At 34.9% G+C, this 12,187-nt stretch carries 15 protein-coding genes; 4 read left to right on the top strand and 11 right to left on the bottom strand.

What is annotated here, in order from left to right; translation table 11 throughout:
- Positions 1-18: 18 nt before the first annotated feature.
- Both JR050_RS17570 and JR050_RS17565 read right to left on the bottom strand, forming a co-directional pair.
- Entirely contained in the window at positions 19-639 is a 621-nt protein-coding gene (locus JR050_RS17570; protein ID WP_204204946.1) for a CAP domain-containing protein, read from the bottom strand.
- Positions 640-1,015: 376 nt separating this feature from the next.
- On the bottom strand, positions 1,016-1,183 hold the full coding sequence (locus JR050_RS17565; RefSeq protein ID WP_204204945.1) for a Spo0E family sporulation regulatory protein-aspartic acid phosphatase: 168 nt from the start codon (positions 1,181-1,183) through the stop codon (positions 1,016-1,018).
- Positions 1,184-1,401: 218 nt separating this feature from the next.
- On the opposite strand from JR050_RS17565, the gene JR050_RS17560 reads away from it, so the two are divergent.
- A complete protein-coding gene (locus tag JR050_RS17560; RefSeq protein WP_204204943.1) occupies positions 1,402-2,166 on the top strand; it encodes a hypothetical protein in 765 nt (254 codons plus the stop codon).
- A 36-nt stretch (positions 2,167-2,202) separates the two neighbouring features.
- Here the strand turns inward: JR050_RS17560 and JR050_RS17555 are convergent, their stop codons facing one another.
- From JR050_RS17555 to JR050_RS17540, 4 genes are all read right to left on the bottom strand, one after another.
- Positions 2,203-2,793 carry a hypothetical protein gene (locus tag JR050_RS17555; RefSeq protein WP_204204941.1) on the bottom strand — a complete coding sequence of 197 codons (591 nt, stop codon included), beginning with the start codon at positions 2,791-2,793 and terminating at the stop codon, positions 2,203-2,205.
- A gap of 122 nt (positions 2,794-2,915) precedes the next feature.
- Positions 2,916-3,254 (bottom strand): nuclear transport factor 2 family protein, encoded by a 339-nt coding sequence (locus tag JR050_RS17550; RefSeq protein ID WP_204204939.1) that lies wholly within the window; start codon positions 3,252-3,254, stop codon positions 2,916-2,918.
- Between the two features lie 15 nt (positions 3,255-3,269).
- Positions 3,270-3,737 carry a GNAT family N-acetyltransferase gene (locus JR050_RS17545; protein WP_204204937.1) on the bottom strand — a complete coding sequence of 156 codons (468 nt, stop codon included), beginning with the start codon at positions 3,735-3,737 and terminating at the stop codon, positions 3,270-3,272.
- Between the two features lie 12 nt (positions 3,738-3,749).
- The gene (locus tag JR050_RS17540; RefSeq protein WP_204204935.1) at positions 3,750-4,625 is read right to left on the bottom strand and encodes an MYG1 family protein; all 876 of its coding nucleotides are present in this window, start codon (positions 4,623-4,625) and stop codon (positions 3,750-3,752) included.
- Positions 4,626-4,773: 148 nt separating this feature from the next.
- Here JR050_RS17540 and JR050_RS17535 point away from each other — a divergent pair, with 148 nt between their 5' ends.
- The 3 genes from JR050_RS17535 (at position 4,774) to pepF (ending at position 7,747) form a co-directional block, all read left to right on the top strand.
- Entirely contained in the window at positions 4,774-5,025 is a 252-nt protein-coding gene (locus JR050_RS17535) for a transcriptional regulator SplA domain-containing protein (RefSeq protein ID WP_204204934.1), read from the top strand.
- Positions 5,026-5,096: 71 nt separating this feature from the next.
- On the top strand, positions 5,097-5,720 hold the full coding sequence (locus tag JR050_RS17530) for an SIMPL domain-containing protein (protein WP_204204932.1): 624 nt from the start codon (positions 5,097-5,099) through the stop codon (positions 5,718-5,720).
- A gap of 212 nt (positions 5,721-5,932) precedes the next feature.
- Positions 5,933-7,747, top strand: coding sequence for an oligoendopeptidase F (gene pepF / locus JR050_RS17525; protein ID WP_204204930.1), 1,815 nt, complete (start codon positions 5,933-5,935; stop codon positions 7,745-7,747).
- A gap of 435 nt (positions 7,748-8,182) precedes the next feature.
- On the opposite strand, the gene JR050_RS17520 is transcribed toward pepF, so the two are convergent.
- From JR050_RS17520 to JR050_RS17500, 5 genes are all read right to left on the bottom strand, one after another.
- Positions 8,183-8,383: a cold-inducible protein YdjO-related protein gene (locus JR050_RS17520; protein ID WP_204204928.1), complete on the bottom strand. Its 201-nt coding sequence runs from the start codon at positions 8,381-8,383 to the stop codon at positions 8,183-8,185.
- 75 nt (positions 8,384-8,458) lie between these two features.
- Positions 8,459-8,659 (bottom strand): cold-shock protein, encoded by a 201-nt coding sequence (locus JR050_RS17515; protein ID WP_204204927.1) that lies wholly within the window; start codon positions 8,657-8,659, stop codon positions 8,459-8,461.
- Positions 8,660-8,866: 207 nt separating this feature from the next.
- The gene (locus JR050_RS17510; RefSeq protein ID WP_204204925.1) at positions 8,867-9,541 is read right to left on the bottom strand and encodes a DUF421 domain-containing protein; all 675 of its coding nucleotides are present in this window, start codon (positions 9,539-9,541) and stop codon (positions 8,867-8,869) included.
- A gap of 63 nt (positions 9,542-9,604) precedes the next feature.
- Positions 9,605-11,539, bottom strand: a complete 1,935-nt coding sequence (locus JR050_RS17505; RefSeq protein ID WP_204204923.1) for an endonuclease MutS2 — start codon at positions 11,537-11,539, stop codon at positions 9,605-9,607.
- 399 nt (positions 11,540-11,938) lie between these two features.
- Entirely contained in the window at positions 11,939-12,169 is a 231-nt protein-coding gene (locus JR050_RS17500; RefSeq protein ID WP_204204921.1) for a spore germination protein, read from the bottom strand.
- Positions 12,170-12,187: the final 18 nt, after the last annotated feature.

The following is a 12,187-nucleotide window of genomic DNA, read 5'->3' as shown; positions in this document are numbered from 1 at the left end:
TGATGGATCTTTCATATTTTATCTCTTAATAAACATCTGAACCCATGCACCGTGATGGAAACCAACACCTATTGTATTAAACTCTGGCTTAAGAATATTCGCTCTGTGTCCAGGTGAGTTCATCCATGCATTCATAACTTCTTGTGGAGTTTTTTGCCCTTTAGCAATATTCTCTCCAGCTGCTTGGTACGTAATACCAAATGTTTTCATCATTTGGAAAGGAGATCCATAATTAGGACTTGTATGAGAGAAATAATTAGAGTTAATCATATCCTCAGCCTTCTTCTGAGCAACCGCTTTTAAGTCGGCCGCATGAGTCAGCTTACCTAGACCTGCTTTCGCTCTTTCTTGATTGACTAGCGACGCCACTTGGTCATGGAATGAACTTGAACTAGATGCATCTGCCTTTAAGCGAATGATTTCACCAACGTGCATGTTGGTCGGTTCTACGTTTGGATTTAATCTCATTAGCTCACGATAATCTAATCCATAACGCTTTGCAATGAACCAAAACGAATCCCCTGGAGAAACCTTATAATGAGAGAAAGGTGGTTCGTTAAACATCTTAATTTGGGCATTAGAATAAATCGGTAACACAAACAAACAAGCGGCTAAAGCAACAATTGTCTTTTTTATCATAATGAACCTCCAATATAAACATATAGTTGTTACTATGTAACACTTATAGTTTGTCTCTCCACGATGTTTCAAATGCATGAAATAATCAATAATTTTAATAAGGCTCTTTTAATAAATTTTACCTAATTTATTTACAATTAAATCTTCAATCGTTTTGAGAATCATTGCTTCCTTGAATATGCCCCGAAGACTATAATTACTTGTTGCTGTACTTGTTCGAAAGAAAATGTAAATACAGCCTTTGGAAAAATAAATAAAGCTAGTTCCATTTATGTAAACGGGCACCAGCTTGCACTTTTTGGCTATCTTCTTTTTAACAAATGATTATCATTATTTTCTATTCGAAAAAAGGTCTATAAACCCTATTAATTAAGTTTTATTTATACATTTTTGTTTTACTTATATATTCCAGTTGATTGAGTAACTGATCTAGCTGTTGGCTTGATTTGACAGTATGACAGTTCGTTAAACCATACTTCAAACCAAGTGAAGTCATTTCTTCTCTTTGCTTCTCGATTGCTTTCTTTAACTTATCAATATCCATACAACATCCGCCCTTTTTCGTAACGTAGCTTTCCTAGTATGACAATAAAATACGAAGAATTAAACAGTTTCGACGAAGGTTGTCATAAGTTCCGAAAATGCGACAAAATCCTGTGACACCACTAAATTGAAGGAAACTTGCACCAAGCCTTATGCATATACATAAAATAAGTAACTAATTTTATGCCCTTCCATAAAAAACGGAAAGGAGTGTTAAGAATGGGAATAGACCGTAATAACAGAATAAAGCCCAAGTTATTTACTTCTTCTATTAACAATGCAAACTCTAATCAACATTTATATAGAACTAGTCCAATGACAAAATTTATTGAAGAGCAACAAAAAGTAAATGAGCGAATATCCGAATCGTATACAGATGTTTATGATTTAATGAAAGTTGCGAAAACGGAACAAAACAAGTACTTTACTGAAGTCATTACACAAATTCAAAAACAAGAACATACTCAAACACGCTTTGGTAACCGTATGGAACAGCAAGAACTTGTGAACCAAACATTGTTAGATCGTATACTCCATTTAGAAAAAATAAATTTAGAAATGAAAAAGAAACTAGAAAGCGATGAAATCATTCATCAAGCTATATTAGATGGATTAACCGCACAAGACAATTTTGGGCAGAAAATATCTCAAAAGATCTTTGAGAATGAAGGTATGCTAGACACTATTAACGATCAGCTTTCAAAACAGGAAGAGTTGTATAAAAATTTATCAGAAACTTTAGCACTACAAGAAGCGTTTCATAAAACTATTATGGAACGATTAGATCAGCAAGAAGCAATTACTCAAAAAATCTCAAGACAAATTGATCATTTAAAGAGTATTATCTTTGAACGCTTTTCATTTATTACGGAAAAACTCGAGAATAGTTGGAAAACAACTTCAAATTATCTGTTTGGGTATTTATCTAAATCAGATGATAAGCATGAAACAGAAGAGGAATTTGAAGAAACAAGGAAGCAATAGAAAAAGGTAAGCACCATCGTGCTTACCTTTTATTCTTTAGCTCATTGCGTTTGCGTAGTTAGGTGCTGGTAGTTCTTCTTTTTCAAAAAGAGCTCCCATTTTCTCACCAAATGAAGTGAATAGAGCTTCGTTAGCTTCTGTGTTATCAACGTCAGCCTTTACACCTTCGTAGAACTTAGCAAGATCTTCTAAAGCAGCCTTAATATCCGCACTGTAAGTTTCTAATTCAGCCGGGATTTCATAGTTGCGAATTTCGTCAGCAGATGCATCAGCAATACCTTGAGCATTAGCTTTCGCTTCAGCAATTGCAGCTTCTAATTCAGCGATATCTTCTGCAGTTGGCTTATCTTCTTCAGCTACTTCTGCATCTGATTGAGAAGCAACAGCGGCATCCTTTGCAGCAATAGCAGCACCATAAGCTGAATAAGTTTGATATTCATCTTTGAAATTATCAATTAGTGAAATGTGGAAGTTAACAAGTTCTGTTCTTGTATCCACTTCAACCTTTTCTGTTTCTTTTTCTGTTTCTTCAGCTTTTGGTTCTTCAGTTGTTTCTTTGTCAGCAGAACATGCAGCTAGTAATAACGCACTAGAGATAATCCCTGCAGCGATTAATTTCTTTAACATAAAAGACCCACTCCTATTTCTATGTAATGTAGAACATTGTTTATTTTATTACGAATAATTCTACATGTCTATACATTTGGAATTATTCGGAAAAACCTAATTTTTCTAATATTTTACAACATTCACTTAACAAACCACACTCTTCGTATATGAGTATGATTGACTTCATACATGGCGATAGCTTCAGTATTTATTCCATTCTCTCTACCTGTTACATACTCATGGTCAATTACAATATTGCCTTTAACAAGTCGATGCTTTAACTCGGCATGCTGGTTAGGATTTTGAAGGAAAAGGTTGTGATACCTAGTTCTAAATTCCTCCTTACCTAAGAGAGTAATATTATTAGATGGAAAGTCCATTACAACGATATCATCAGCATAAACAGATACAAATTCATCAATATCTTGTCTGTTATATGCATCTAATTGTTTTTGGGCTAACTGTTCTGGTGTATACATCCTTTTTTCTCCTTTTTAAGACTGGAACCGTTGGACAGAACGACGATTATCATCATATAACTCATCAAACGTATTATTCGTATAAGCTTTAATAGTTCCTCTCCAAAACGCTTGCGCCTTATAGTTTGTCTCAATTTGAGTTATATTCCATCGACCTTTGTATTGATTAAAAATTTGAAAAGCTGCTGCTTTCCCTAAGCCTAATCCTTCATATCGTTTTAAGATGAAAAATTGGTCAACTTGATAGTCATAATCCTTGTTAGTCAGCTTCTGTACAATGCAAAAACCAACAAGGTTGTCATCCTTGTAAATAAAATAAGGATCATAAGAATCCGTAAAGTATTCGTTTAATTGACCAAATCCGAATTTCCCATCAGTTCCTATATCTATTTTTAAATATGGACTAAACTCATACACGTAATACTCAAATAGATTACCAAGTTTCTCTTTCTCCTGTAATGTTACTTTATTTATCTTTAACATTATCTTCTCCCACTACTTTAATGCTAATTCCGCCATTTTCAGTATGCTTTCCTTTGATTTAGCACCGGCAATAAATCGTGCTGGGTGCGCAAAAATCGCATCATCAATACCAATTATCTGATTAAGCTCTGCTTCTTCCTTCCCTGCCCATTCCTCTGGTAAGTCCTTTCTAGCTTCAAACGTATTCTCATTTAATGGTACGACTTGTATTAAATATCCTTTACGATGATCCTTGTAAATGACAAACAGCACTTCACCTCTCGTATCTACTTGAAGAAGTGCAGAATGCCAAGGACAATGCTGCTCTAGAAATAAGATTTCCTTTTTAGTTCGTTCTGCATATGCTTTTTCAATCACATGAATTGCCGCTACCTTTGAGATTTGATCTTTAATTAAATTCATAAACGAGGTGCGTCCAAACTCCACTGCCCTCCTAAACTGCTCTTGTTCATCTTCCTGTAAATTCCATTTAGGATTGAAGCGATGAATGTCTGTCGAAAGTTCAGGAACAATCATTTCTCTTTTGAAACGTACACCGTTATCCACCGCATCTAAACCTTGTATGTACTTCTCATCAATATAAGTGAATATCTTATCTACGTAAGCAGAAGCTACTCCCTTTTTTTGTAGCAATTGCTTTCCAAAATCTCTCCATACTAAACCCGCTGCAGCATAAGGAATATTATTTTCTCGGTATTCCTTATCGGTTGTATGGTGATCGTATTTCCCTCCACCAACATCAAAAACAAGATCACACGTTGCTAGAATCTCTTTATCACGAGATCGGATTAACTCTAACGGTCCGTATAGCTCATCTAATATGACATATGCAATGACATCATCGGCATGAAAGGTTCCATTATGTGTTCCAACTTTTTTAATATCCATGTTCATACTCCTTTGTTTACTTACTTATCTTCAATGTCCATCATAAACAAACTGAATGGACATGTCTATTTTTCATGGGGTCAATCATAATTTGAGTTAAATAACACCATACTACTCTAGATATTACATATTGAAAGGAATGAGTTTTATGGAAACAATCGATCCAAAAGATGTAAACCCTGGTGACGAAGTCTACGTTATATATAACAATCCCCATACTCCAACTGTCTCCAATGTAAAAAAGGCTGAAATCGTACCACATCCACACAATCCTGATGGAGTTGCACTTTTTTTACACGAAACCTTTCATGTTATTGAAAATGATGATGCCTTATTCGCTTCAGAGGAGGCAGCCCTAAACGCATATGACCAATTTTATTCTGATGAACAGTATCATTAAATAAGAAGTGTTATGCTGAAGTACCCTCTCGCATATCAATGATAATGACTTGATATGAAGGGGGAATTTTTTTGACCCAAAAAAAGTATAAACATCTCATTGTTTCTGGTACCGGAGAACTAAGTGTGCAACCTGATACCGCATTTATATCATTAGGGGTTATGACAGAAGGAAAAGAGTTAGAGGTGATTCAAAAGGAAAATGCATCTCAAACAAACAATATTATCGATACCCTCTTACGTTTAGGTATACCACGTGAGCATATACAAACAGAGGAATACCTAATTGAACCGGTTTATGAGTTTCGTGACAATAAACAATTTTTACTTGGTTATCGTGTCACACATATACTTCAAGTAAAAATAAAAGATATGACAAAAATTGGCCAAATCATTGATGAAACTGTTCAAAGTGGTGCCAACACTGTCAATTCGATTCGATTTACGGTTGAAAACGCAGAGAAATATTATTTACAGGCATTAAACTTAGCCGTTCAGGATGCACACGCAAAGGCACTCTCATTAACAAACTCATACAGCGTTCGTCTTTATCCAATACCACTTCGCGTAGAAGAGGAATCGTATCAAGTTTATCCATTAAGTAAAGTCACTGCTTTCGCAGCAGAATCAACTCCTATTCAGCCTGGTATGCAAAAGATAGAGGCGAAAATAAAAGTAGAATATTTCTATTATTAAAGAGTCTAATAAAGGACTCTTTTTTTAATAGGCTGTATGTTGATTTTGAAGCAACTCTAAATTAGCTTAAGCACTATTGTTATGCTTCCATAAATAATTTTCAAAATATTTTAAAATTATAAAGCCTAAAAATTAAAAATGTAATATAATACATTTAATTAGCAACACGAAACATCTATAATTTTATGCGAAATAGAAAAGGAGAATGATTGATGGAAAAAACAGTGGCGAAACGTCCAAATCGTAATGAAGTATCAGTAGTAACAACATGGAATTTAGAAGATCTCTTCCCTACATATGAAGCATTTAAAGCTGGTGCAGCCTTTATTGAAGAGAATCTCCAATCCGTGACACAATATAAGGGGACGCTGTCAGAAAGTGCAGAACAACTCGTGAATTGCTTAAAAGCACAAGAATCACTCCTTGAGAAACTAGTTAGAGTGTACACGCATGCAAGTTTACGATTCTCAGAAGATGGAACAAATCCAGTAAATCAAGCCGATATGTCCCGTGTTGGAGCACTTTACTCCCATGTTATGGCTGCCTTCTCATTTATTAAGTCTGAAGTATTATCCCTGTCTGAGGACACTATCACATCCTTCTTAAATGAAAATAAAGAACTACATACTTATAAGAAGGTTTTACATGACATCACTCTCTTAAAGCCGTACCAACTGCATCCAGAAACTGAAGAAGCCTTGGCTGCTTTAGGAGAAGTTCACGGTTCTCCATATACAATTTATCAAAGAAGTAAGTCATCTGATATGCAGTTTGATTCAATAGTTGATGATGAAGGTAACGAACACCCTCTTTCATTTGCGTTATTTGAAGATCATTTTGAAATCTCGCCAAATACTTCATTACGTAGAAAGGCCTATGATTCTTTCGTTACAACCTTAAAGCAATACAAAAACACGTATGCTGCGACATATGCTGCAGAAGTCAATAAACAAGTAACATTGTCAAAACTAAGAAAATTCAATTCCGTGACCGACATGCTCTTGCAGCCACAAGAAGTGAGTCAAGAGATGTATCATAACCAATTAGATGTCATCGAAAAAGAACTTGCCCCCCATATGCAAAGGTACGCTCGCTTAAAAAAACGAGTATTAGGGTTAGATACGTTACGTTTTTGTGATTTAAAAGCACCGTTGGATCCTGAATTCAATCCAAAAACGACGTATGAAGAAGCATCAAAGCTTATTTTAGAATCGCTACAAGTAATGGGCGAAGAATATGCAAGTGTGATGGAAAAAGCTTTAACAGAAAGATGGGTGGACTTGCCGGATAACGTTGGTAAATCAACAGGAGCCTTTTGTTCAAGTCCATATGGAGCACACCCATACATTCTATTAACTTGGACAGATTCAATGAGAGGTGCATTCATTCTAGCACACGAACTTGGTCACGCAGGACACTTCTATTTAGCAAATAAATATCAAACGATTTTAAATACAAGACCATCTACTTACTTTGTTGAAGCACCATCAACAATGAATGAGCTGTTATTTGGTCAGCATATTTTAAAGAATACTACAGACCCTCGTATGAAACGTTGGGTAACGTTACAATTCCTAGGTACGTATTATCATAACTTTGTTACTCACCTTTTAGAAGGTGAATTCCAACGACGAGTATATAGACTTGCTGAAGAAGGGACTCCATTAACAGCAGCTTTATTATGTGAACAAAAAGCAGATGTGTTAAAGACGTTCTGGGGTGATACTGTCGAGATTGATGAAGGAGCATCTCTGACTTGGATGCGTCAGCCTCACTATTACATGGGACTTTACCCATACACCTATTCTGCAGGATTAACTGTTTCAACTGCTGTTGCTTCTATGATGAAGGAAGAAGGGCAAGTAGTTGTTGACCGTTGGTTAGAAGTATTAAAAGCTGGAGGAACTCTAACTCCACAACAACTTATCGAACACGCCGGACTTGACATGACAAAACCAGATGCCATTCGTAAAGCGGTATCATATGTAGGATCCCTAATTGACGACTTAGAACAAAGTTTCGAATAATAAAGGCTATTCTCGCATAGATAATTGTTTTCCGAACAAGTCGAGAAACACGTAATGATAAGTTTTCTCTTTCATCTTTTCGTCAAAGCAATGTATATCTCACCTGTATTGACCTATTAATGATGCCTAGAATTTAATTATAAGAAACGATGTTTTCGAAAAATAAAAATGACTAAGCAATTTCGGTTGCTTAGTCATTTTTTCATTTCATGATTACGTGATTCAAAGTAAACTACATTCTTGTAAGGGCACAAAATCTAATTTTGTGATCCTAAAGCAATGAAAGCCCTACCTCTCCTTCATCCTTATGACTCCTAGGTCATGCCAGTGAGAATTAGGAAAAAACAAATTACAGTTCTTCTGCTAAATAGACTTTTAGTTAAAATGGAATAATTGAAAACGAGAAAGATTAGTGGAAAAATTGAAGGAATATACCTATTCTGCTACGGAGTGGTTATGAATGACTTGTAACTCTCTTGATGACATCTTCATTTCACTTTTACACATCGGACATGTTGAAATGCCTTTTGATTTAAAATTATCTCTTACCCAACAATTACACGTGTCGGATGTACATTCCCAAACTTTTGTAACTGCCATTTTAATTTCTTCAACGGGTTTTCTACCAAATACCATTTTATTTGCCCCCTATATTGGTGTCAGTAGGAAAGCTACTCACTCAGGTGAGCAGCTTTCCCTCAATACCTTAAATTATAGTTTCACAACGTTTGCTGCTTGTGGTCCACGGTTACCAGTAGTTACTTCGAACTCTACTTTTTGTCCTTCATCAAGAGACTTAAAGCCATCTCCTGTGATAGCAGAGAAATGTACGAATACATCGTCCTCACCTTGAACTTCAATAAATCCGAAACCTTTTTCTGCATTAAACCATTTAACTGTTCCAGTTTTCATGTATGAAAACCTCCAATATTGTTATTATATGCTTATTTTTCAAAAAAAAATTCACATATTATAAAAAGTTACCAAAATAAATGATCACTTTTTATAATACGTGAAGCTAAAAAGTAATATTTTCTTGAATACTCTTATAAATATACAGTACTGGAAAGATTTTGTCAAACACATAAAGAGAGGGCAACCCTACGCCCTCTCCTTTTTTCATTGTAAATATTCAGGTGGTGTTTGTTGATGTCCTTTTGCGTTTACTTCTTCAAATAACCCTTGTTGAGATTGATTATTATTTTGATTTAGAGTCTGTTCAACATCTGCTTGCTCATGATGAGAATGCTTATATACAACTTTCGTTTGTGGATACTTTTCACGAATCTCTTCTCTCAATTGTTTAATTTCGTTTAATAAATACTGAATGTCTTCCTTTGATGCATTTTGTTTGGATTGTTTTAAAATAAATCCGAGTTGTCCGTTAGGTTCTATTGTTGCAAAGTGAACATCATTGAGATTTGACACATTACTTTGACGAAGTTTCATTTCCAACTGGTCAATTGTTAACCTGATTTTCCTTAAATTCTTCACATTGATGTTTCCGTTTTCAATTAAAATTTTTGCTCTACCTGTTATAAATTTCTCGAGGAAGTCAAATTTTAGTTGTCCATATTCGATGATTACTAACGTCGTGACAAGAACTAACCCTACTGTTAATGTTGCCCATACATTCTTTCCGACTAATGGCTGAACGAGTAATGAACCAATTCCAATCATAATAACAACTTGTGCTAAAGTCATTTGAGAGATTGATTTTCTTCCAGCTATTCTTAATAAGAATGTACCTCCTAATAAAATGACTACTGCTTTCCATAGCAAACTCCAATCCATAAATAAATCCTCCTTACTTCTATCTACTAGTAAGGTTTCTCATATAAAAATGATTTATACGATTTACTCCTCTCTCTCAATCGTTAGACCTTCAACATAATGCTTCTTAAGTTGTTTCTCTTTTTTTCTGTTGTCCTTAGATTCAAAAACAATATCCATATCATATTGTTCCGGATACAATTCTTCTGATCGAATGTACAGCTCTAATCGTTTTTGATTAATTAGTTTCTTTTCACCTTTGACAATAACAATAACATTCCCTGCAGGATCTTCAGGCTTGAAAATAATTCCGTATTCATTCAAATATGGAATCTTAACGTTATCTCCCACATTAAAATAATGCTTCAATTTCTTACTCTGCTCTTCTTTCATAAAATGTTTTTGATTTCGAATATGTTTATTGTTTGTTCCTAACTGTCTTTCCATCGTTTTAAGACTACCCTCTGTAAGCGACACATAATCTTTTTCCTCTTTATAGGTGATATGGTGTGCTCGTTCAATAATTTTAGGGTGCATTCCTAGCTTCAATGCAATCGCAAACGCCTGGCTGTCTCCACCTTTACCCACTAATAATCGATATGTTGGCTTTAATGATTGTATATCAAATTCCATTGAAGCGTTTTGAAAACCATCTTTAGTTGCAGCGTATTCTTTGATCTCACTATAATGGGTCGTCGCGAGCAAGGTTACACCTTTATGATAAAGTTCCTCTAATATCGCTGTAGCTAATCCCATACCCTCTGCTGGGTCAGTACCTGATCCTAACTCATCAAGAAGGACTAACGTTTGAGGTGTTGCTTCACCTAATATGTCGATTACATTTTTAATACGAGAGGAAAACGTACTTAACGATTGTTCTATGCTTTGACCGTCACCAATATCTACTAAAATCTTATGAAAAATGGCGATTTCACTCCCTTCTTTAACTGGAAGATGTAAACCGATTTGTGCCATAAAGGTGAGCAATCCTACTGTCTTAATCGTTACCGTTTTCCCACCAGTATTTGGTCCTGTAATGACGAGTGCATCGTATTTTATTCCCATATCAATTGTAAGTGGAACAGCATGATTTCCTAATAACGGGTGCCTAGCCTCTATAAGTTTGATAACATGGTGCTCATTAATTATTACAGCTCTTCCGTCTATTTTTTGACTGAACTTCGCTTTAGCAAAAATCACATCATATTGGACCAGTGTGTCAACCGCAATTTTAATTTCGTGTTCATGTTTTTCGACTAAATCAGTTAGTTGATAGAGGATCTTTTGAAGTTCTGCCTCCTCTTCATAACGCAAACTTGTTACTTCATCTTGGATTATTCCTACTTCACTCGGTTCCATATACACCGTCGAACCTGATGCTGAAGTGTCTAATATCGTTCCGTTCATTTGTTTACGAAATTCTCGCTTTACCGATATACAATATCGGCCATTACGGATACTTACAACGGTATCCTGCAAGTATTTACTGTACTTCGATGATTTCACTACATGTTCAATCTTTTCTTTTACTTTTTGTTCTTGAAAATCAATTTGTTTACGAATCTTTAATAAATCCTTGCTCGCATAATCATCAACCTGACCATTACGAATACATCGGTTAATTTCTGCTGCTAACTCTGATAAATCATACACAGAATGCACATATGAACTAATTCTCGGAGCAATAAACTCTTTATCTTTCATAAATTTCTTTAGTTTCTCTGCACAATCAATTAAATGATAAATCTCAGTTAGTTGATCTGGTCGTAAATGCAGACCCTTCTTTAAGTGCTTTAGTGCTTGGATGATGCCTTGTATTGAAGTAAGAGGTACGCTTGATGATTTTGCTAATACGGCCTTCGCTTCTGTTACTTCCTCTAACCATCCTTCAATTTGTCTTTTATGAATAGAAGGTAATAGTTTTTGTATTTTCTGCTTCCCTATTTCAGACATCGCAAACTGTGATACTTCCTTTTTTATTTCTTCTATCTGTAATGCTTGAATTGTATTTTCAATCAATGTTGAATCCTCCCTAAGATAAAGTAAAATATAGTAAAATAAAAAACCGCAAATGAACACAAGTTCACTGCGGTTACATAATCAGCTATTGATAGGAAAAGTTTTAAAATCATCTTTCGTTTATTAGAGACTATGAACAATAATTTCTAATAAAAAACTGTGCATCATTGCACAGTACTTTTCACCATATCAGTTAAAAAGAATATGTGTGTAGTTCTGTGTTCTTAACTCCTGAATCAAGTCATACACAAATAAAACATCGAGTTCCGGATGTTTTTGCAAATGATTCAGAACGTATGAAATTACGTTAGTTAAGAACGACTCCACTCATAAAACAATCTCCTTTAAAATTTTCCTAAATTTACTATAATTTAATCCTTAACTTTCGTCAATAGTGTCTTACTTTATAAATGGTTTTATCGAAAGACTAAATTCATCTGAGATATCAGGATCATTAACATTTGTATGGTTTTTCTTATCTGTAATTATGATGAAATCACCTGAGTTAAAGGAACCCGCTCCACCATTATCTTGAGAACCACCATTAGGTGATATCCGAAGTGCATCTCCTACTGTAAATACACCATTGCCTACGCTGTCAATATTAACTGAACCCACAAAAGATGGCATATAGATCCCCTTTTCATA

Origin of the sequence: Bacillus suaedaesalsae (assembly GCF_016890225.1) — a bacterium.
GTDB classification, from domain to species: Bacteria; Bacillota; Bacilli; order Bacillales; family SA4; genus Bacillus_BS; species Bacillus_BS suaedaesalsae.
The sequence above is the reverse complement of the archived record's forward strand: the minus strand, read 5'-3'. Positions and strand labels throughout refer to the sequence as shown.

Excerpts from the sequence above, each read along its gene's own strand:
- JR050_RS17570 (WP_204204946.1), bottom strand. The coding sequence starts at position 639 with ATGATAAAAAAGACAATTGTTGCTTTAGCCGCTTGTTTGTTTGTGTTA.
- JR050_RS17560 (WP_204204943.1), top strand. The coding sequence starts at position 1,402 with ATGGGAATAGACCGTAATAACAGAATAAAGCCCAAGTTATTTACTTCT.
- JR050_RS17520 (WP_204204928.1), bottom strand. The coding sequence starts at position 8,383 with ATGGTATTTGGTAGAAAACCCGTTGAAGAAATTAAAATGGCAGTTACA.
- JR050_RS17535 (WP_204204934.1), top strand. The coding sequence starts at position 4,774 with ATGGAAACAATCGATCCAAAAGATGTAAACCCTGGTGACGAAGTCTAC.
- JR050_RS17565 (WP_204204945.1), bottom strand. The coding sequence starts at position 1,183 with ATGGATATTGATAAGTTAAAGAAAGCAATCGAGAAGCAAAGAGAAGAA.
- JR050_RS17550 (WP_204204939.1), bottom strand. The coding sequence starts at position 3,254 with ATGTATACACCAGAACAGTTAGCCCAAAAACAATTAGATGCATATAAC.
- JR050_RS17555 (WP_204204941.1), bottom strand. The coding sequence starts at position 2,793 with ATGTTAAAGAAATTAATCGCTGCAGGGATTATCTCTAGTGCGTTATTA.
- JR050_RS17500 (WP_204204921.1), bottom strand. The coding sequence starts at position 12,169 with ATGCCATCTTTTGTGGGTTCAGTTAATATTGACAGCGTAGGCAATGGT.
- pepF (WP_204204930.1), top strand. The coding sequence starts at position 5,933 with ATGGAAAAAACAGTGGCGAAACGTCCAAATCGTAATGAAGTATCAGTA.
- JR050_RS17515 (WP_204204927.1), bottom strand. The coding sequence starts at position 8,659 with ATGAAAACTGGAACAGTTAAATGGTTTAATGCAGAAAAAGGTTTCGGA.
- JR050_RS17510 (WP_204204925.1), bottom strand. The coding sequence starts at position 9,541 with ATGGATTGGAGTTTGCTATGGAAAGCAGTAGTCATTTTATTAGGAGGT.
- JR050_RS17540 (WP_204204935.1), bottom strand. The coding sequence starts at position 4,625 with ATGGATATTAAAAAAGTTGGAACACATAATGGAACCTTTCATGCCGAT.
- JR050_RS17545 (WP_204204937.1), bottom strand. The coding sequence starts at position 3,737 with ATGTTAAAGATAAATAAAGTAACATTACAGGAGAAAGAGAAACTTGGT.